This is a genomic window from Arthrobacter sp. DMZ02-1R, from assembly GCF_057747935.1.
In genome coordinates, this window is record NZ_CM173230.1 from 2,201,753 (window position 1) to 2,220,825 (window position 19,073).

Below are 19,073 nucleotides of genomic sequence, written 5' to 3' on the forward strand. Positions count from 1 at the left end.
GACTTACGCCGTTTTGGCGTACCTGCGAAAGGCATTTTTGATGCAACTCCCCATCTGGTTTGAGATCGGCTCATTCGTCGTTCTCGGAATCATCCTCCTTGTAGACCTCTTTTTGGTCGTCAAGCGTCCGCATGAACCCTCCATGAAGGAAGCCGGCCTGTGGGTTGCGTTTTACGTCACCCTCGCTTTGGTGTTCGCCGGAGCGATGTTCGCCTTCGCCGGCCCCGAGCAGGGCAGCCAGTTCATCGCCGGTTGGGTGACTGAATACAGCCTGAGCATCGACAATCTCTTTGTCTTCATCATCATCATGGCCCGCTTCTCGGTGCCCCGTAAGTACCAGCAAGAGGTGCTGATGGTAGGAATCATCATTGCCCTGGTCCTGCGTGGCATCTTCATTGCCCTTGGCGCGGTGGTGATCGAGCAGTTCAGCTGGGTCTTCTACATCTTCGGCGCGTTCCTGCTGTGGACGGCCTGGAAGCAGGCCAAGGACGGCGGCGAAGACGAAGAAGAAACCTCCGAGAATCCCCTTATTGCCCGCATCCGCAAGGTTGTCCCGATGTCGGAAAAGTTCGACGGCGGCAAGCTGCGCACCACGGTTGGCGGCAAGAAGCTCTTCACCCCCATGCTGATCGTATTCGTGACCATCGGCATGACGGACCTCCTGTTCGCAGTGGACTCGATTCCAGCCATCTTCGGGTTGACCCAGAGCGCGTTCATCGTCTTCACTGCCAACATCTTCGCCCTCATGGGCCTGCGCCAGCTGTACTTCCTGCTCGGCGGCCTCATGAACCGCCTGATCTACCTCAAGCACGCACTGTCGGTCATCCTTGCGTTCATCGGCGTCAAGCTGGTCCTGCACGCAATGCACGTCAATGAACTGCCCTTCATCAACGGCGGCCACCATATTGAATGGGCTCCGGAGATCCCAACATATGTGTCCCTGGCAGTCATCATCGGCACTATCGTGGTGGCGGTAGTCGCGAGCCTCCTGAGCCCGGCCCCCATCAAGTCCAAGCTGGACGCCCGGCTCGAGGAAGATTCCCGCAAGAGCATGCACAAAGTCTCGGGCCACTAACGCCCGTCGCCGCGGTGCGCGGCGGACCTTAGCTGAACGCCGGTCACCACTGTGGCCGGGGTTCAGCTCTTGCCGCGCACCATTCCCAGGAGACGGTTGAAGATTCCTTCCCCGTCTTCGCCGATACCATCGTGGTGGAAGTCCCCGGTGGTCCAGGCCTGCAGTCCGCGCACAGCGGCTGCGGTTTCCATGGATAGCTCGAAGTCCACATAGATGTCGTTGCGATACACCGCAGCCGCCACGGGTACCGTGTTCGCGGCCAGCCGGGCCACATCGTAGAGAGGTTTCCAGTCCTGTTTACCGGCCAAACGGGCAGCCACGTCCTGCAAGGGCACCAAGGCCGGATCCTGCTCGAAATACCAGGGGTAGACCATCTCGCCCGTCAGGAGCGGCTCCGCGGCCTCGGGCTGGAACTCCGGGAATTCCGCGAGCACGCGCCAAGCGGCCCAGTCCGTGGCTTGCTCTTGGCCGTAGATGGCCTCGTGCAGGACCGCGTACAGGGGATTCGATGCCCGGGATACGAGGCCATGGACTTGCTCCAGGAAGGCGTCAGAGAGCCGCTCGCCATCCGCGGAGGGTACAAAGGCGTCCTCCAGGAGGGTGTGGAGGGCATCCACGCGGGTGTTCCCGCCCAAGAACGATCCCACCATTTGGAAGCGCTCCGAGGTCAGGCGTTCTCCACTAGGCAGCCGCTCTTTCGTGGCGTCCAGGTGCCGCGCGATCCGGGTCACCACCTCGCGGTCCTCCGGATACCAGGCGAAGTACTGCGCGTTCCGTTCCGCGACCCGTTGGAAGGTGGCCCGGTAGACGCGCTCGGCCGGGCCGTCCAACGGCGCAAGCCCTCCTGTGATGAGTACTTCGCGAAGGCCTTCCGGAGCGAAGGAAAGGTATGTCAGTGCGCAGAAACCGCCGAAGCTCTGGCCAAGAACGGTCCACGGTCCCGAGCCCAAGGTTTTCCGGATGAGTTCCGCGTCGGCCACAATCGAGTCGGCCCGGAAGTGCGCCAGGTAGTCTGCCTGAGCCGCGGCATCGCCTCGGAGCGGCAGCGTGTTGCGGTCCGCTGGCGTGGACAAGCCCGTGCCGCGCTGATCGAGCATCAGGATGCGGAAGCTTCTTGCGGCAGCCTTCATCCAGCCGGACAAGGACGTGGTCCGCGTTCCGCGTCCGCCTGGTCCGCCTTGGAGGTAGAGCAACCACGGTAGCCGGGCCGCGTCTTCAGCCGAGTGCTCGGCGGAGACGAACTCCCGGGCGAAGACGGCGATCGTCTCGGCGGCGCCATCGCCGGGAGCTTCGCTCCCGGAAGGCCAGTGGTCGAGCGGCAACTTGAAGAAATGCTCGGTGGTCCGGACGCCGCGGAATTCGTGACGTGCCCGGATGGTGTGTGCCGCTTGCCTAGCCATGCGCTCAGTCACGGGTCAAGACCTTGTCATCGCTGCCAAAGGCGCCCAGGGCTTCTCCGGCAAGCCGGAAGGTGGACCAGCCGTCCATGGGCACAGCGCCCAGGCCGCGATAGAAGTTAATGGACGGTTCGTTCCAGTCCAGGACGCTCCATTCCACCCTTGCGTAACCGCGTTCGACGGCGGTGGCGGCCAGATGCTGCAGGAGCGCCTTGCCGTGGCCCTCGCCGCGCGCATCGGGCGTGACGTAAAGGTCCTCAAGGTAGATGCCGTGGACACCTTCCCACGTGGAGTAGTTCAGGAACCACAAGGCGAAGCCCCGGACGTCCCCGGCTGCGTTTTCCGCCATGTGCGCATACACCCGCGGATTCTCGCCGAACATTGCAGCGGTCAGCATTTCCGGTGTGTTTTTCACGGCGTCGGGCTCTTTTTCGTACACCGCAAGCTCGTGGATCATCTGCAGGATCGCGGGGACATCGGACACGGTGGCAGGGCGGACAACACTCATGTTTCGAGCTTACTAGGAGCCTAGAGGCGGTTGACCGCGGTCACCCTGACCACGGCGGTACCGGTCTCGTCCGAGGCTTCCAGGTCCACTTCGGCGGAAATGCCCCAATCATGGTTGCGTGCGGGGTCGTCGAAGATCTGCCGCACACGCCAGATGCCAGGTTCCTCGGTGATCATGAGGAGGCCCGGGCCGCGGGCGTCGGGGCCGGTCCCGATGTCGTCGTGTTCGTCGAAATAGTCGTCCAGGGCGTCTTCCCAGTGTTCCGCATCCCAGCCGCTGCCGGCGTCGAGCTCGCCCAAAGCGGCGGCATCCTCGTCCGCGAACAGCTCAACGCGCCGGAACATTTCGTTGCGGACCATGACCCGGAAGGCGCGGGTGTTGGACGTGAGCGACGGCGGTGGGGGAGGCGGGGCGTCGTGCGGCGTGGGGGCCGCGCCGGACGTGAGCTCCTCCCATTCGTCCAGCAGGCTGGAGTCGACTTGGCGGACAAGTTCGCCCAGCCACGCGATGAGGTCCTCGAGGTCTTCGCGGAGGGCATCCTGCGGGACTGTTTGGCGCAAGGCCTTGAAGCCGTCTGCCAAATACCGCAACACAATGCCCTCGGAGCGGGCCAGTCCATAGAACTGGACGAACTCACCGAAGTTCATGGCACGCTCGTACATATCGCGTACCACCGACTTGGGCGCGAGCTCAAAGTCGCCCACCCATGGAGCGGCCTTGCGGTAGACCTCGAAAGCTTCGCCCAGGATCTCCGCGAGGGGCTGAGGGTAGCTGACCTCTTCAAGCATCGCTATGCGCTGGTCATAATCGATGCCATCGGCCTTCATGGCGGCGACAGCCTCGCCGCGTGCCTTCTTTTGCTGCGCAGAGAGGATTTGGCGGGGTTTCTCAAGGGTTGCCTCGATCACGGACACAACGTCCAAAGCGTACGACGGCGAGTCCGGGTCCAGGAGCTCCAGCGCGGCAAGCGCAAAAGGCGAAAGCGGTTGGTTCAGTGCGAAGTTGGCTTGCAGGTGGACGGTCAATCGAACGGAACGCCCTTCCTTCTCCTGCTCGGCTTCGGGAATGCGTTCCACCACTCCTGCGGCCAACAGCTCGCGGTAGATACCCAGGGCCTTCTTCATGAGCTGCAGCTGGGCGGACCGTGCCTCGTGGTTTTCGGTGAGGAGGCGGCGCGTGGCGGCGAACGGGTCGCCAGGACGTTCCATCAAGTTGAGCAACATCGCATGCGTCACCGTGAAACTCGAGGTCAACGGGTCCGGGACCGATTCCACCAAACGCGTGAAGGTGGGTTGTCCCCAGGAGACGAATCCCTCGGGCGGCTTCTTTCGCACCACTTGCCGTAGCTTCTTCTGGTCGTCACCGAATTTCGCGGTGGCCTTGGCCATCGCCTTCGCGTTCTCCACCACGTGTTCGGGAGCCTGCACCACAACCGTTCCGGCTGTGTCATAGCCTGCGCGGCCCGCGCGGCCGGCAATCTGATGGAACTCGCGGGAGTTCAGCAAACGGGTGCGGACGCCGTCGTACTTGCTCAGGGCCGTCAAGAGGACGGTGCGGATGGGAACGTTGATTCCCACGCCGAGCGTGTCGGTACCGCAGATGACCTTCAGGAGCCCGGCCTGGGCCAATTGTTCCACGAGCCGCCGGTACTTGGGCAGCATGCCCGCGTGATGGACGCCGATGCCGTGGCGGACCAACCGGTTCAGGGTCTTGCCGAATCCGGCAGCAAACCTGAAGCCGGCAATCAGCTCGGCGATCTTGTCCTTCTCCTCGCGGGTGCACATGTTGACGCTCATGAGGTTTTGGGCGCGTTCGATCGCTTCGACCTGGCTGAAATGCACCACATAAACGGGAACCTGCTTGGTGCTCAGGAGTTCCTCGAGGGTTTCGTGGACGGGAGTTTCCTGGAAGTAATAGTGCAGGGGGATGGGGCGTTCAGCTGAACTGACGGTGGTGGTGGACCGCCCGGTGAGTTCGGTCAGGCCGGTTTCGAAGCGACTGACGTCCCCCAACGTCGCTGACATCAGGAGGAACTGGGCTTGCGGGAGCTCCAGGAGCGGCACCTGCCAGGCCCAACCCCGCTGGGGATCTGAGTAGAAGTGGAACTCGTCCATGATGACCGTGCCGAGTTCGGCTCCCTTGCCTTCGCGCAGGGCGATGTTGGCGAGGATTTCGGCGGTGCAGCAGATGATGGGCGCGTCCTGGTTGACCCCCGAGTCACCAGTGATCATGCCGACGTTCTCCGCTCCGAAGATCTCGCAGAGGGCGAAGAACTTCTCGGAGACCAAGGCCTTGATGGGGGCGGTGTAGTAGCTGCGCATTCCCCGGGACATGGCCTCGAAATGCGCCGCGATGGCTACCAGCGACTTTCCGGAGCCGGTGGGGGTTGCCAGGATGACATTGGAGCCGGATGCGAGTTCCATGATGGCTTCATCCTGCGCAGGGTACAGCTGCAGCCCGCGGCTCTCCGTCCACTCAACGAAGCGTGTGTAGATTTCGTCCGGGTCAACGCGTCCGTTGCCCGATCCGGCGTCGGAGGTTTCGGGAAGCTGCTCAAGAAGTTTCATTGCCTTCCAGCTTAGTGTGGAGAGGAGGAGACCACGGAGACGGACGATGGAGACAGCAGTGAAATGGGATCCAGCCAAGTACGTCGAGTTCGGCAATCACCGCGACCGCCCGTTTTTTGACCTGACCTCGAGAATCCTGGCGGAGGATCCACGGCGCTTGGTGGATCTGGGCTGCGGTCCGGGGAACCTGACGGCGACCCTCGCGGCGCGCTGGCCCGGTGCCGCCGTCGTCGGGCTGGACTCTTCTGCCGAGATGCTGGCGAAAGCCGAACTGCTCACTGCCGCCCGGCCGGGTCTTTCGTTCGAGCGCGCCGACATCGCAAGGTGGACACCGGAAGGGGACACCGACGTCGTGGTCAGCAACGCAGCCCTGCAATGGGTGCCCGGACACCGGGCCATGCTCGCCGCGTGGCTGGACGCGCTGAAGCCCGGTGCGTGGTTTGCCCTGCAGGTCCCGGGAAACTTCGGTGCCCCCTCCCATACACTCATGCGCGAGCTGGCCGGTTCGCCGGAATGGTCCGGAAGATTGTCCGGTGTGCTGCGTCACGACGACGCCGTCGGGGAACCAGCGGACTATCTCCGGATCATGCTCGACGCCGGATGCGACGCCGACGCCTGGGAAACCACCTACCAGCAACTCCTCGCGGGACCCGACCCCGTGCTGCACTGGGTGCGGGGGACGGGTCTCCGTCCTGTGCTTGCCGCCCTTCCCGAGGGCGAAGCGGCCGCTTTCGAAAACCAGTACGCAGCCATGCTGCGAGAGGCCTATCCGACGGACCGGCACGGCACCGTGTTTCCCTTCCGCAGGATTTTCGCCGTGGCCCAAAAACGTGGCTAAGAAAGAGCGATTCTTGGTTCCGGAAGTGCTGGAATTGCACCGAATACCAGTGTGATCTGAACTACAATGACAAGGCCATCGCGGGGCGGCATCGTGTGGAATCCGCCGCTCCGGAGACCAACGATTGGAGGCAAAGTGCTGGCATCCTTGCTGCTGCAGCGCCTAGCCCCCTACAAGACCCAAGTACTGGCCATAGTTTTGCTGCAACTGGTCCAGATCGGAGCCACCCTCCTCCTGCCCACCTTCAATGCCAAGATCGTCGACGACGGCCTTGTTGCCGGGAAAAGCGAAGTGATACTGCGACTGGGCGGTTGGATGCTGCTCCTCGCAGTTGTTCAGGTGCTTGCTGCAGTGCTAACCGGCTACCTTGGCGCCATCGTCGCCATGAAGCTTGGCAGAGGGCTCCGGCAGGACCTTTTCGACAAGATCCATTCCCTGCCGGACCAGGACGTGGCGGCCTTCGGGCCCGCCAGCCTCGTGGTCAGGACCACCAATGACGTCCTGCAGCTGCAGAACATTACGGTGATCGTGTTCAGCATGCTGGTGGCAGCGCCGGTCATGGGCATAGGCGGCGTCATTCTGGCAGTCGAACAGGACGTGGCATTGTCGTGGATCGTTTTTGCGATCATTCCAGTGCTGCTGATCATCATGCTCTTGATCGTCCGCAAGCTCGTGCCGCTGTACCGGGAGGGCCAGGGCTTGGTGGACCGGATCAACAGCGTGCTTCGCGAACAGATCCTGGGTACCGCAGTCATCAGGGCCTTTGTCCGCCAACCATTTGAAATGCGACGGTTCGAGGCCGCCAATGACGCCCTGACAAATAACAATCTCCGTTCTGCCCGGATTGTCGCGGCCATGCTTCCACTCGTCATGATCGTCGTCAACCTGTCCTCAGCCGGGGTGGTCTGGCTCGGCGGCCGCCGCATCATCGACGGCGACATGAAATTGGGTGCACTCACGGCATTCATCGCCTACATCATGCAAATTCTCCTCGCGATCATGATGGCCATGTATGTGCTGAGCATGGCTCCCCGTGCGTCCGTCAGCGCTGAACGAGTTACCGAAGTGCTCAATGCTGAATCCGAATTGGCCGTGCCGGGAAACCTATCTGGCGGGAGCGCGGGAGGTCCTGAGCGGACGGGGGGATTGAGCTTCAACAACGTCTCCTTCGCCTATCCGGGAGCTGAGGCGCCGGTGTTGGAAGACATCTCTTTCGAAGCGGCCCCGGGAACCACGACGGCGGTGATCGGCTCCACCGGAAGCGGCAAGTCAACTATCGTCAGCCTTGTGCCCAGGCTCCTTGAGGCGACAAGCGGAAGCATCTCGCTCGATGGCCAGGACATCGCCACGGTTCCCCTGGGTGCCTTGCGCAGCCGGCTCGCCGTCGTGCCCCAGGAGACATGGCTGTTCCGTGGAACCATCGCGGAAAACCTGCGACTTTCGCTGCCGTCAGCAACGGACTCCCAATTGTGGCAAGCCCTCGAGACGGCCCAGGCAGAAGATTTCGTGGCCGAACTTCCCGAAGGTCTGGAAACCACCTTGTCCCAGAGCGGTGCCGGTCTCTCCGGCGGCCAGCGGCAGCGCTTGTGCATTGCCCGCGCAATCCTGCGCCCCGCCTCGGTCTATTTGTTCGACGACAGTTTCTCAGCCCTGGACGCGGCGACCGAGGCAAGGCTCCGGGCCGCACTCGAACCCGAACTGCGGGAGGCAACCGTCATCATCGTCGCCCAGAGGGTCAATACGGTGGTGTCGGCAGACCAGATACTCCTCATCGACCAGGGCCGTCTGGTGGCAAAGGGAACCCACGAGGAACTCCTTGTGTCCTCGGAGACCTACCAGGAGATCGTGGCGTCCCAGCTCGAAACGGAAGAGGCCGCGTGAGCGGCGACAGCGCGCACCGCGCCCCCACTGAGAAGCCGGCGCGGTCGCTTCTCCGCCTCGCGGGCTTGCTGAAGCCCGCCCGGGGAGTCATGACCGCCGCGATCCTGTGCATCTGCGGTTTTGCCACGCTCAACGTCGCGGCCCCCAAGATACTGGGCGACGCCACCGACGTCATTGCAGCCACCGTCTTCGGCGCACCGTTCAACGCAGGGCGATTCATCATGCTGTTGCTCGTTGCCGCATCCATGTACGCAGTCGCCTCGCTGCTCAGCTGGGCCCAAGGCAGGCTCAACGCCCTCGCTGTCCAGCGGCTCGCGCACGACCTCCGGGAAGCGGTTGAAGCGAAATTGCATCGGCTTCCCGTGGCCTACTACGACGGCCGCTCCCGGGGAGATGTTCTCAGCCGTGCCACCAACGACCTCGACAACGTGGCACAAACCCTTAACCAGCTCCTTGCGCAACTCCTGACCTCAGCGTTGATGGTCATCGGATCCCTGGGGATGATGCTGCTGCTTTCACCCTTGCTGGCCCTCGTGTCCCTGTTGGCTGTGCCGGTATCGGCCCTCGCGTCAGTGGTGGTGACCCGGCGCTCGCAGAAGTACTTTGTCCGGCAGTGGGAAGCTACGGGGGACGTCAACTCCCTAGTGGAGGAGACGGCAACCGGCCACGAAACCATCAAGCTTTTCGGGGCGCAATCTGCGATGGCCGCCCGCTTCGCTGCCCACAACGACGGGCTCTATTCCGCGAGTTCCAAGGCACAGTTCGCATCCGGGCTGCTGATGCCGCTCATGGCTTTCGTCTCGAACGCCAGCTACGTGGGGGTTGCGATTGTGGGGGCGCTCCAGTTCCTTGCCGGCGCGATGAGTATCGGCGGGATCCAGGCGTTCATACAATTCAACCGGCTCTTTAGCCAGCCGTTGGGCCAGATCGGCGGCATGGCCCAGATCCTGCAATCGTGCGCGGTTTCCGCCAGCAGGGTCTTCGAATTGTTGGACGAGCCGGAACTGTCAACGGAAATCGGGACTGGCGTTCGCACCGAGGCCGGGTCGGTGACGGGGTCCGGCGGGCAGCCCGATGCGCAGTTCGATCTCGCTTCGGGAAGGGTTTCCTTTGAACACATTGCTTTCAGCTACCGCGCCGACGCGCCACTGATCGAGGACCTGTCATTCCGCGTGGAGCCGGGACAAACGGTGGCCATTGTGGGACACACCGGCGCGGGGAAGACCACGCTGATCAGCCTCCTCATGCGTTTCCATGAACTCGGCTCCGGGAAGATCACCATTGACGGCGCGGATATTGCGGACATGGGACGTGATGCCCTCCGTCGCAACTTCGGGGTGGTCCTTCAAGATCCTTGGATTTTCACGGGCACCATTCGGGAGAACATCGAATACGGACGTCCAGGTGCCAGCGACGCGGACATAGTGGCCGCTGCCGAGGCAAGCCACGTGGACCACTTTGTCCGCTCGCTGCCGAACGGCTACTCGACCATGCTGAGCAATGGAGGGGAACCGCTTAGCCAGGGGCAGAGGCAATTGCTGAGCATCGCCCGTGCGCGGCTCTCCGGCCGCCCCATCCTGATCCTGGACGAAGCCACAAGCTCGGTGGATACCCGCACGGAAGTCCTCATCCGCCAGGCGATGCACAGATTGCGGAGCAACAAGACGTCGTTCGTCATCGCTCACCGCTTGTCCACCATCCGCGACGCTGATCTAATTCTCGTCATGGACCACGGACGGATCGTTGAACACGGCACCCATCATTCGCTGCTGGAGCTTGGCGGGCACTATGCCCGGTTGCACGACGCCCAATTTGCCGTCGGAGGCGGCGAGTTGGCAGCGACGCCGGCACGGACCGTCAAGCACCGCGCCGTCCAAGGGGAGAGTGAAGCCTCGTGAGCGGCTCGATCGAGTTTCCCGGCTCGTGGCGACCAAACCAGTCGAGCACCGTGGCCTTGTATGAGCAGCTTCGGCTCCGCATTATCGAACTGGCTGACGCTGGCGCCCTCCCTGTCGGGACCAAACTTCCGGCGGTGCGCAGCCTGGCTGGCGAGCTGGATGTCGCGCCCCACACCGTCGCCCGCGCATATAAGGAACTTGAAGCGGCCGGAGTGGTGGCAACCCGCGGCCGGAACGGAACAGTGGTGTGCGCCCGGGACGACCGCTGGAGCGCCTTGGCTGCCGTTGCGGCGAACTACTCGGCCGCGGCCAAGGCGCAGGGCGCCAGTTTCGCCGAGGCAGTACAGCTTCTGGCGGCCGCCTATGACGCGGATTGATACCCGTCAGTAGCCTGCGGGGGCCTACATGGAAATTCGAAGAAGTTTTCGATTAGCATTAGTGGGTGCCTAAAGCCGTAGCTGAAGTCCCCGCCGTCGAATCCCTCGCAAGCGTTCCTGCGCCGCAGCCTGCCACGCCCGTGAGACATGACCTGTCCCGGCTCGTGGTCAAGGGAGCGCGTGAACACAACCTCCGCAACGTGGACCTGGACCTTCCCCGTGATGCCATGATCGTCTTCACCGGCTTGTCGGGTTCAGGCAAGTCGTCCTTGGCCTTCGACACCATCTTCGCGGAGGGCCAGCGCCGGTACGTGGAATCCTTGTCGGCCTACGCCCGCCAGTTCCTGGGCCAGGTGGACAAACCGGATGTTGACTTCATCGAGGGCCTTTCCCCGGCAGTCTCCATCGATCAGAAGTCCACCAGTAAGAACCCGCGTTCCACGGTGGGCACCATCACCGAGATCTACGACTACATGCGCCTTCTCTGGGCCCGTGTCGGCAGGCCGCATTGCCCGGTGTGCCATGAGCCCATCACAAGGCAGACTCCGCAGCAGATCGTCGACCAACTGCTGGAACTCGAGTCCGGCACACGCTTCCAGATCCTGGCTCCCGTGGTCCGCGGACGCAAGGGCGAATTCGTGGAGCTCTTCAAGGAGCTCACCGCCAAGGGCTACTCACGTGCCCGGGTGGACGGCGAACTCGTCCAACTGAGCGATCCGCCCAAGCTCGGCAAACAATTCAAGCACTCCATCGAAGTAGTCGTGGACCGGTTGGTGGTCAAGGAAGGAATCAGCCAACGGTTGACCGACTCGATCGAAACGGCGCTCGGCCTTGCGGAAGGCCGCGTGCTGGTCGAATTCGTCGATCTCGACGCCGAAGACCCGGCGCGGATCCGGGCGTTTTCCGAGAACCTTGCCTGCCCCAACGAGCACCCGTTGGCCATCGACGAGATCGAACCCCGTTCCTTCTCCTTCAACAACCCTTTCGGCGCATGTGCGGCCTGCAGCGGCATCGGCACCAAGCTGGAGGTCGATGAAGACCTCGTGGTCCCCAACCCCGAGCTTTCGTTGGGCCAGGGGGCCATAGCGCCATGGTCGTTGGGTACAGCCACCACGGAGTACTGGAACAGGCTCTTGGAGGGCCTCGCCTTGGAGCTCGATTTCTCCATGGACACCCCTTGGGAGAAGCTGCCGCAGGAAGTTCGGCAGACGGTGCTGCATGGGAAGGACCACAAGGTGGTCGTCCAGTACCGCAACCGGTTCGGCCGGGAGCGCAAGTACAGCACCGGCTTCGAAGGCGCCATCCAGTACGTTCACCGCAAGCACGGCGAAACGGACTCGGACTGGGCACGCGACCGCTACGAAGAGTACATGCGGCAGGTTCCTTGCCCCGCATGCAACGGTGCCCGGCTTAACCCGGCGTCGCTCTCCGTGCTGATCAACGGCAAGTCCATCGCCGAAGTATCGGCCCTTCCGATGCGCGATTGTGCCGACTTCCTCGGCAGCCTCACGCTCACCGACCGCGAGGCCCAGATCGCGCATCAGGTTCTCAAGGAGATCCAGGCACGCCTGACGTTCCTGCTCGACGTGGGGCTCGAATACCTGAATCTCGAACGGCCGTCCGGGACACTGTCCGGCGGTGAGGCCCAGCGCATCCGGCTCGCTACGCAAATCGGCTCTGGCCTGGTCGGAGTCCTCTATGTCCTGGACGAGCCGTCCATCGGGCTGCACCAGAAGGACAACCGGCGCCTCATCGAAACGCTGACGCGGTTGCGCGATCTCGGCAATACGCTGATTGTCGTCGAGCACGACGAAGACACCATCCAGGAAGCCGACTGGGTAGTGGACATCGGACCTGGCGCAGGCGAGCACGGCGGCCAGGTGGTGCACTCCGGTTCCTACAAGGAGCTCCTGGAAAACACGAACTCGCTGACGGGCGACTACCTGTCCGGGCGGCGCAAGATCGACATTCCGCCCAAGCGACGCAAGTACGACAAGAAGCGTGAGCTCAAGGTCATCGGCGCACGCGAAAACAACCTGAACAACGTTGACGCCACCTTCCCGCTGGGTCTTTTCACGGCCGTGACCGGCGTCAGCGGCTCAGGGAAGTCCACCCTGGTGAACGAGATTCTCTACAAGGTGCTTGCGAACAAGCTCAACGGCGCCAAGCAGGTTGCAGGCCGGCATCGCTCGGTAGCGGGCCTGGAGCACCTCGACAAAGTGGTCCACGTTGACCAGAGCCCCATCGGCCGGACACCGCGTTCCAACCCCGCCACCTACACCGGCGTCTTCGACAACATCCGGAAGCTCTTCGCGGAAACCACCGAAGCCAAAGTGCGCGGTTACCAGCCAGGCCGCTTCTCATTCAACGTGAAAGGCGGCCGCTGCGAGGCCTGCTCCGGTGACGGCACCCTGAAGATCGAGATGAACTTCCTGCCGGATGTCTACGTCCCGTGCGAAGTGTGTCACGGTGCCCGCTACAACCGGGAGACCCTCGAAGTTCACTACAAGGGCAAGACCATCGCGGACGTCCTCAACATGCCCATCGAGGAAGGCGCCGAGTTCTTTGCGGCGTTCACGCCCATCGCCCGGCACTTGAACACCCTCGTCGACGTCGGTCTCGGCTACGTCCGGCTTGGGCAGCCGGCTACCACGCTGTCCGGTGGCGAGGCGCAGCGCGTGAAGCTCGCCTCGGAGCTCCAGAAGCGGTCGAACGGACGCAGCGTCTACGTCTTGGACGAACCCACTACGGGTCTGCACTTCGAGGACATCCGTAAGTTGCTCATGGTGCTGCAGGGCTTGGTGGACAAGGGGAATACGGTCATCACCATTGAACACAACCTCGACGTCATCAAGTCCGCCGACTGGATTGTGGACCTTGGCCCCAACGGCGGGTCAGGCGGCGGGCGCATCGTCGCGACAGGCACACCTGAACAGGTAGCCAAGTCCACGGAAAGCCATACCGCTTCCTTCCTTGCGGAGATTCTGGGTTAGTGCGGCGCTCCCACCAGGGAATATTTCGGCGGCTGCCGGAGTATTCCCTGGCCGGCATGTGAGTTTCAGGCACGCCTCAACTCGTGAGAAACTAACCCGGTGACTCAAACAATGGTGCCCGTAATCTTTGATCTGGACGGCACCCTTGTCGATCCTGCAGGTGGCATAACCGGCGGCATCGCCGCGGCCCTGCGCGAAATTGGCCTCCGTGTTCCGGAACAGGCTGTGCTGGACTCCATGGTTGGACCCAAGCTCAGCGATTCCCTGGAGCACATTGCCGGGGTTCCCGCGGGGCGAGTCGATGAAGTCATTGGGCTTTACCGCAGCTACTACCGATCTGTAGGAATTGGTCAAAGCCAGCTCTATCCGGGCATCCGGGAGCTCCTTGAGTTCTTCGCGGAGTCGCGGCGTCAGGTCGCTGTGGCCACGCAGAAACCCCAAGGCCTGGCGCGCGTCGTATTGGAGCACCACGGCATAGCTGATTTCTTTGCGTCCATCTGCGGTGCCTCGGACGATGAATCAATGGCCGCGAACACGGCCCCCGGCAAAGTGGAAATCGTTGGTGCTGCGCTGGTGACGTTGCATTCGCAGCCCGCGGTGATGGTGGGGGATCGCCACCAGGATGTTGCCGGTGCCATGGCCAATGGACTTGACTGCATCGGTGTGAGCTGGGGATTTGCCCCCGACGGCGAGCTTCAGGAAGCAGGAGCCGTCGCCGTCGTGGACTCCGCTGCGCAGTTGCTGAAGAAGATCGAAGAACTTGACGCCGTCCGCGCGGCGGCCCTGAGCGAGGTGCAGAACGATGGAAGCCTTTGATGTCATCCGCTGGACCACCCGCGGACTGATTTCCAGCACCTGCCGTCCCACGGTCATTGGGCTGGAAAACGTGCCCAAGGAAGGGCCATTCATTGTGGCCCCGAACCATCTGTCTTTTCTGGACAGCGTGATTGTCCAAGCACTGATGCCCCGCCCGGTGGGTTTCTTTGCCAAAGCCGAGTACTTCACCACCAAGGGCTTCAAAGGCCGCGCCATGAAAGCGTTCTTCCAGGCAGTTGGATCCATTCCGGTGGAACGCGGAGAGCAGGCGGCCAGTGTGCAAGCGCTCAAGACCCTGCTGGACATCCTGGAGAACGGCAGGGGCATCGGTATCTATCCTGAGGGAACCCGCTCGCGTGACGGCCTGCTCTACCGTGGGCGGACGGGAGTCGGCTGGCTTGCTTTGACTACTGGCGCGCCCGTGGTGCCGGTGGGCCTGATTGGCACGGACAAATTGCAGCCTGTGGACCGCAACACCGTCCGTCCGCAGCACTTCACCATGAAGGTGGGCGAGCCGTTGTACTTCGAGAAAACAGGTCCGGACCATTCCCTGCCTGCCCGCCGCGAAGTGACGGACAAGATCATGGATGCCATAGCGGCATTGAGCGGCCAGGCACGTTCCACGAGTTACAACCAGAGCAAGACGGCGGAGTAGCTCCGCGAAGCCAGCCGGTGCGTACGGGGTAGCGTCTTTCCCTTACTAGACTGGATCTGTGGCAGATCCAGCGAGTTATCGCCCCCAGGCGGGAGAAATCCCCACCACCCCCGGCGTCTACCGGTTCCGGGATCCACACGGCCGCGTCATCTATGTGGGCAAGGCGAAAAACCTCCGGTCCCGGCTGAACTCCTACTTCGCCAACCCGGCAGGGTTGCTGCCGAAGACGTACGCGATGGTGCACGCCGCGAGCAGCGTTGAATGGACCATGGTGGGCAGCGAGCTTGAGTCCCTCCAGCTCGAATACACCTGGATCAAGGAATTCAAGCCGCGCTTCAACGTCGTGTTCCGCGATGACAAGACCTACCCGTACCTTGCCGTGAGCATGGGGGAGAAGCTCCCCAGGGTCCAGGTCATGCGCGGCGAGCGCCGTAAAGGCACGCGCTACTTCGGGCCGTACACGGCCGGTGCCATCCGTGAAACCATGGACACCTTGCTCCGGGTTTTTCCGGTGCGAAGCTGCAGCCCCGGTGTGCTTAAGCGCGCGCAGGCCAGTGGCCGGCCATGCTTGCTGGGTTACATCGACAAATGCTCGGCCCCGTGCGTCGGCCGTGTCACGCCCGAGGAGCACCGCGCCATTGCCGAAGACTTCTGCTCGTTCATGGGCGGCGAGGCGAAACGCTTCATTGCCCGCCTCGAAAAGGACATGGCAGCTGCCGTAGCCGAACTCGACTACGAGCGGGCGGCACGAATCCGCGACGACATCGCGGCGCTGCGTAAGGTGTTCGAGCGCAATGCCGTGGTCCTTTCCGAAGACACGGACGCGGATATCTTCGCCCTGCACGACGACGACCTCGAGGCTTCCGTGCAGGTCTTCCACGTCAGGGGCGGCCGGGTACGCGGCCAGCGGGGATGGGTGGTCGAAAAGGTCGAAGACGCCAGCACACCGGAGCTTATCGAGCACCTCTTGCAGCAGGTGTATGGAGAAGACAGCGACAACCAGGGCCGCATTCCTCGCGAAGTACTGGTCCCGGAGATTCCGTCCAACCATCATGAGTTGCTTGAATGGCTGGGCGGCCTCAGGGGCGCCAAAGTGGATATCCGCGTGCCGCAGCGCGGCGACAAAGCCGCCCTCATGTCCACTGTCCGCGAAAACGCGGAGCAGGCGCTGAAGCTCCACAAAGTCCGGAGGGCAGGCGACATCACCGTCCGCTCCCAGGCGCTCCAGGAGTTGCAAGAGGCGCTTGAGCTTCCCGTGCCTCTCCTTCGGATCGAATGCTACGACATTTCCCATGTGCAGGGCACCAACGTGGTCGCGTCCATGGTGGTTGTGGAAGATGGCCTCCCCAAGAAGGCCGATTACCGGAAATTCTCCATCACCGGTGCGGCTGCAACTGACGACACCGCGGCGATGCATGACGTCCTCACGCGACGCTTCCGGCACTACCTTCAGGACAAGTCCGCCCAGCTTCCCAAGAGCGGGGAAGTCCCCAACCCCGCGGAGCCGGCGCCGTCGGAAGACGCTGCAGGCACCGCGACGAAGGCGAGGTTCGCCTATCCGCCCAACCTCGTCGTCGTCGACGGCGGGCAGCCCCAAGTGAACGCCGCCGCGCGGGCCCTCGCGGAACTGGGGATCGACGACGTCTACGTTGTGGGCCTGGCCAAGCGGCTCGAAGAAGTCTGGTTGCCGGATAGCGACTTCCCGGTGATTCTGCCGCGCACCTCACAAGGGCTCTACCTGCTGCAGCGCATCCGCGACGAAGCCCACCGCTTCGCCATCACTTTCCACCGGCAGAAGCGCGGAAAAGCCATGACCGTGTCCGCGCTCGACGGCGTTCCCGGCCTCGGAGAAGCCAAACGGAAGGCGCTCGTGGCACACTTCGGTTCGCTCAAGAAGATCAAGGCTGCCACTGCAAGCGAGCTCACCGCCGCGAAGGGAATCGGCCCGGCATTGGCAGAAGCCGTGGTCAGCCACCTCGCGGGGGCCGGCGCCTCCGAAGAGTCCGCCCCGGCAGTGAACATGACCACCGGCGAAATCCTTGAATTTTAGCTAGGGTAATAAACGGACCGCTCCTCAAGGCGGTCCGGCTTTTGGACCATCTCAGAAACGGGGACACTTGATGTCAGAGTCAACAGCAGGATCCGACGCGGAGCAGGACGGCCTCATTCCCGTCAAGCCTGTCGAAGCGGAACTGCTGGTGGTGACTGGCATGTCCGGAGCAGGCCGCAGTACCGCCTCGGACGCCTTGGAGGACCACGGCTGGTACGTCGTCGAAAACCTCCCTCCGCAGATGTTGGGGACCCTCGCCGAAATCGTCTCGCACGCACCCCAGTCGATCCCCAAGCTGGCCGTCGTCGTGGACGTCCGCAGCAAAGGACTCTTCACCGATATCAGGACGGCCCTCGGCGCACTCAGCGCCAGCGGAATCACGTTCCGGGTTCTCTTCCTCGATGCCAGCGACAACGTACTGGTCCGGCGCTTTGAACAAGGCCGCCGCCCCCATCCGCTCCAGGGCGGAGGCCGGATCCTGGACGGTATCGCAGCAGAGCGCGACGTGCTGAAGGAACTTCGGGAATCGGCAGATGTGGTCCTGGACACGAGTACCTACAACGTGCACGGCCTGGCGACCGCCATCACCGAGCTCTTCAGCGACACGGGCCCCGTGGCGCTGCGTTTGAACGTCATGAGCTTCGGCTTCAAATATGGCCTGCCGGTGGACGCCAACTTCGTGGCCGATGCGCGCTTCATCCCCAACCCGCACTGGGTCCCGAAGTTGCGCCCGCACACTGGACTCGACGCCGATGTCAGCGAGTATGTGCTGGGGGCCGACGGCGTCAAGGACTTCGTTGACCGCTACGTCCTTGCCTTGGAGCCTGTCCTCGACGGCTACCGGACGGAAAACAAGCATTACGCCACCATTGCTGTCGGCTGCACAGGCGGCAAGCACCGTTCAGTCGCGGTCGCTGTCGAGCTCTCCAAACGGCTGGCCCAATACCCCCGGGTCACCGTGACCACGAGCCACCGTGATCTGGGTCGCGAATAATGGGGGTTCTGACCGGACCGCTGCCGCTTGTCCCGCCCAAGGGGACGCCAGGCAGCCAGCCTTCCAAGGGCCCATCTGTTGTTGCGCTAGGCGGCGGACACGGGCTCTCCGCGTCGCTCTCTGCGTTGAGGCTGTTGACCTCCGAGCTCACTGCGATCGTGACCGTTGCGGACGACGGCGGATCGTCCGGGCGGCTGCGGGAAGAGTACGGTGTCCTTCCGCCCGGCGATCTTCGGATGGCGCTGAGCGCCCTCTGCGATGATACGGATTGGGGGCGGACATGGCGGGACGTCATGCAGCACCGCTTCAAGACCCCGAGCGGTCGGCGGGGTTCCTTGGACAACCACGCCATGGGAAACCTGCTCATTGTTACCCTCTGGGAGCTGCTGGGCGACGCCGTGGCGGGACTGAAATGGGCGGGTGCCCTCCTGGGTGCTCGCGGTCAGGTCCTGCCGATGTCCACCCAGCCACTGAACATCGAGGGCGACGTCCGGGTGCCTTTGCCCGGAGGGGGGTACGAGTTCCAGACCGTCAAAGGCCAGGCCAAATGCGCCGTCGCCGGATCCCTCGAAAACGTCCGGCTTCGCCCGGAGGACGCGCGGGCATGCATCGAGGCGCTCACGGCCATCGAGCTCGCAGACTGGATTATTCTCGGCCCTGGCTCCTGGTACACGTCTGTCCTGCCCCACTTGCTGTTGCCCGAGATGCGCCAAGCCTTGTGTGACACCCCGGCTAAACGATGCCTCACCATGAACCTCGCCATGGACACCAAGGAAACTTCCGGGATGTCCGCCGCGGACCATCTGGACGCCCTGCGCCACTACGCGCCGGAGTTCAGCGTGGACGTAGTCCTCGCCGATCCCTCGTCCATATCGGACCACAAGGAATTCGAGCGCGCTGCCGGAATGATCGGTGCAGAGGTGGTCTTGGGTAAAGTGGGGGCGTCGAGCCGCCGTCCAGTCCACGACCCGCTGCGTCTGGCATCTGCGTATCACGATATCTTCGGGAACAGTTAGGAACATGC

Annotated in this window: 14 protein-coding genes; 11 read left to right on the top strand and 3 right to left on the bottom strand. The window is 63.0% G+C overall.

Annotation, left to right across the window (positions count from 1 at the left end; translation table 11 throughout):
- Positions 1-40: 40 nt before the first annotated feature.
- Positions 41-1,075, top strand: a complete 1,035-nt coding sequence (locus tag AC3ANQ_RS10765) for a TerC family protein (protein ID WP_488305045.1) — start codon at positions 41-43, stop codon at positions 1,073-1,075.
- 62 nt (positions 1,076-1,137) lie between these two features.
- Here AC3ANQ_RS10765 and AC3ANQ_RS10770 read toward each other — a convergent pair whose 3' ends face one another.
- The 3 genes from AC3ANQ_RS10770 to AC3ANQ_RS10780 are packed head-to-tail and all read right to left on the bottom strand — an operon-like array spanning position 1,138 to position 5,547.
- Entirely contained in the window at positions 1,138-2,475 is a 1,338-nt protein-coding gene (locus AC3ANQ_RS10770) for an alpha/beta fold hydrolase (protein WP_488305304.1), read from the bottom strand.
- A gap of 4 nt (positions 2,476-2,479) precedes the next feature.
- Positions 2,480-2,980 carry a GNAT family N-acetyltransferase gene (locus tag AC3ANQ_RS10775; protein WP_488305046.1) on the bottom strand — a complete coding sequence of 167 codons (501 nt, stop codon included), beginning with the start codon at positions 2,978-2,980 and terminating at the stop codon, positions 2,480-2,482.
- A 20-nt stretch (positions 2,981-3,000) separates the two neighbouring features.
- Positions 3,001-5,547 (bottom strand): DEAD/DEAH box helicase, encoded by a 2,547-nt coding sequence (locus AC3ANQ_RS10780; RefSeq protein ID WP_488305047.1) that lies wholly within the window; start codon positions 5,545-5,547, stop codon positions 3,001-3,003.
- A gap of 58 nt (positions 5,548-5,605) precedes the next feature.
- Between AC3ANQ_RS10780 and AC3ANQ_RS10785 the strand changes: the two genes are divergently transcribed.
- The 10 genes from AC3ANQ_RS10785 (at position 5,606) to AC3ANQ_RS10830 (ending at position 19,065) form a co-directional block, all read left to right on the top strand.
- On the top strand, positions 5,606-6,385 hold the full coding sequence (locus AC3ANQ_RS10785) for a trans-aconitate 2-methyltransferase (RefSeq protein WP_488305048.1): 780 nt from the start codon (positions 5,606-5,608) through the stop codon (positions 6,383-6,385).
- 135 nt (positions 6,386-6,520) lie between these two features.
- Positions 6,521-8,266, top strand: a complete 1,746-nt coding sequence (locus AC3ANQ_RS10790) for an ABC transporter ATP-binding protein (RefSeq protein ID WP_488305049.1) — start codon at positions 6,521-6,523, stop codon at positions 8,264-8,266.
- Between the two features lie 89 nt (positions 8,267-8,355).
- The gene (locus AC3ANQ_RS10795) at positions 8,356-10,164 is read left to right on the top strand and encodes an ABC transporter ATP-binding protein (RefSeq protein ID WP_488305305.1); all 1,809 of its coding nucleotides are present in this window, start codon (positions 8,356-8,358) and stop codon (positions 10,162-10,164) included.
- Complete coding sequence (locus AC3ANQ_RS10800; protein WP_488305050.1) at positions 10,161-10,541, top strand: GntR family transcriptional regulator; 381 nt, start codon at positions 10,161-10,163, stop codon at positions 10,539-10,541. The genes AC3ANQ_RS10795 and AC3ANQ_RS10800 overlap by 4 nt, the downstream gene beginning before the upstream one ends.
- Positions 10,542-10,606: 65 nt before the next feature.
- Complete coding sequence (gene uvrA / locus AC3ANQ_RS10805) at positions 10,607-13,534, top strand: excinuclease ABC subunit UvrA (protein ID WP_488305051.1); 2,928 nt, start codon at positions 10,607-10,609, stop codon at positions 13,532-13,534.
- Positions 13,535-13,633: 99 nt separating this feature from the next.
- Positions 13,634-14,350, top strand: a complete 717-nt coding sequence (locus tag AC3ANQ_RS10810; protein WP_488305052.1) for an HAD hydrolase-like protein — start codon at positions 13,634-13,636, stop codon at positions 14,348-14,350.
- Complete coding sequence (locus AC3ANQ_RS10815) at positions 14,337-15,005, top strand: lysophospholipid acyltransferase family protein (protein WP_488305053.1); 669 nt, start codon at positions 14,337-14,339, stop codon at positions 15,003-15,005. The genes AC3ANQ_RS10810 and AC3ANQ_RS10815 overlap by 14 nt, the downstream gene beginning before the upstream one ends.
- A 58-nt stretch (positions 15,006-15,063) precedes the next feature.
- Entirely contained in the window at positions 15,064-17,055 is a 1,992-nt protein-coding gene (gene uvrC, locus AC3ANQ_RS10820) for an excinuclease ABC subunit UvrC (RefSeq protein ID WP_488305054.1), read from the top strand.
- A gap of 70 nt (positions 17,056-17,125) precedes the next feature.
- A complete protein-coding gene (gene rapZ, locus AC3ANQ_RS10825; RefSeq protein WP_488305055.1) occupies positions 17,126-18,049 on the top strand; it encodes an RNase adapter RapZ in 924 nt (307 codons plus the stop codon).
- Positions 18,049-19,065, top strand: coding sequence for a gluconeogenesis factor YvcK family protein (locus AC3ANQ_RS10830; RefSeq protein ID WP_488305056.1), 1,017 nt, complete (start codon positions 18,049-18,051; stop codon positions 19,063-19,065). Before rapZ ends, AC3ANQ_RS10830 begins: the two co-directional genes overlap by 1 nt.
- Positions 19,066-19,073 lie beyond the last annotated feature (8 nt).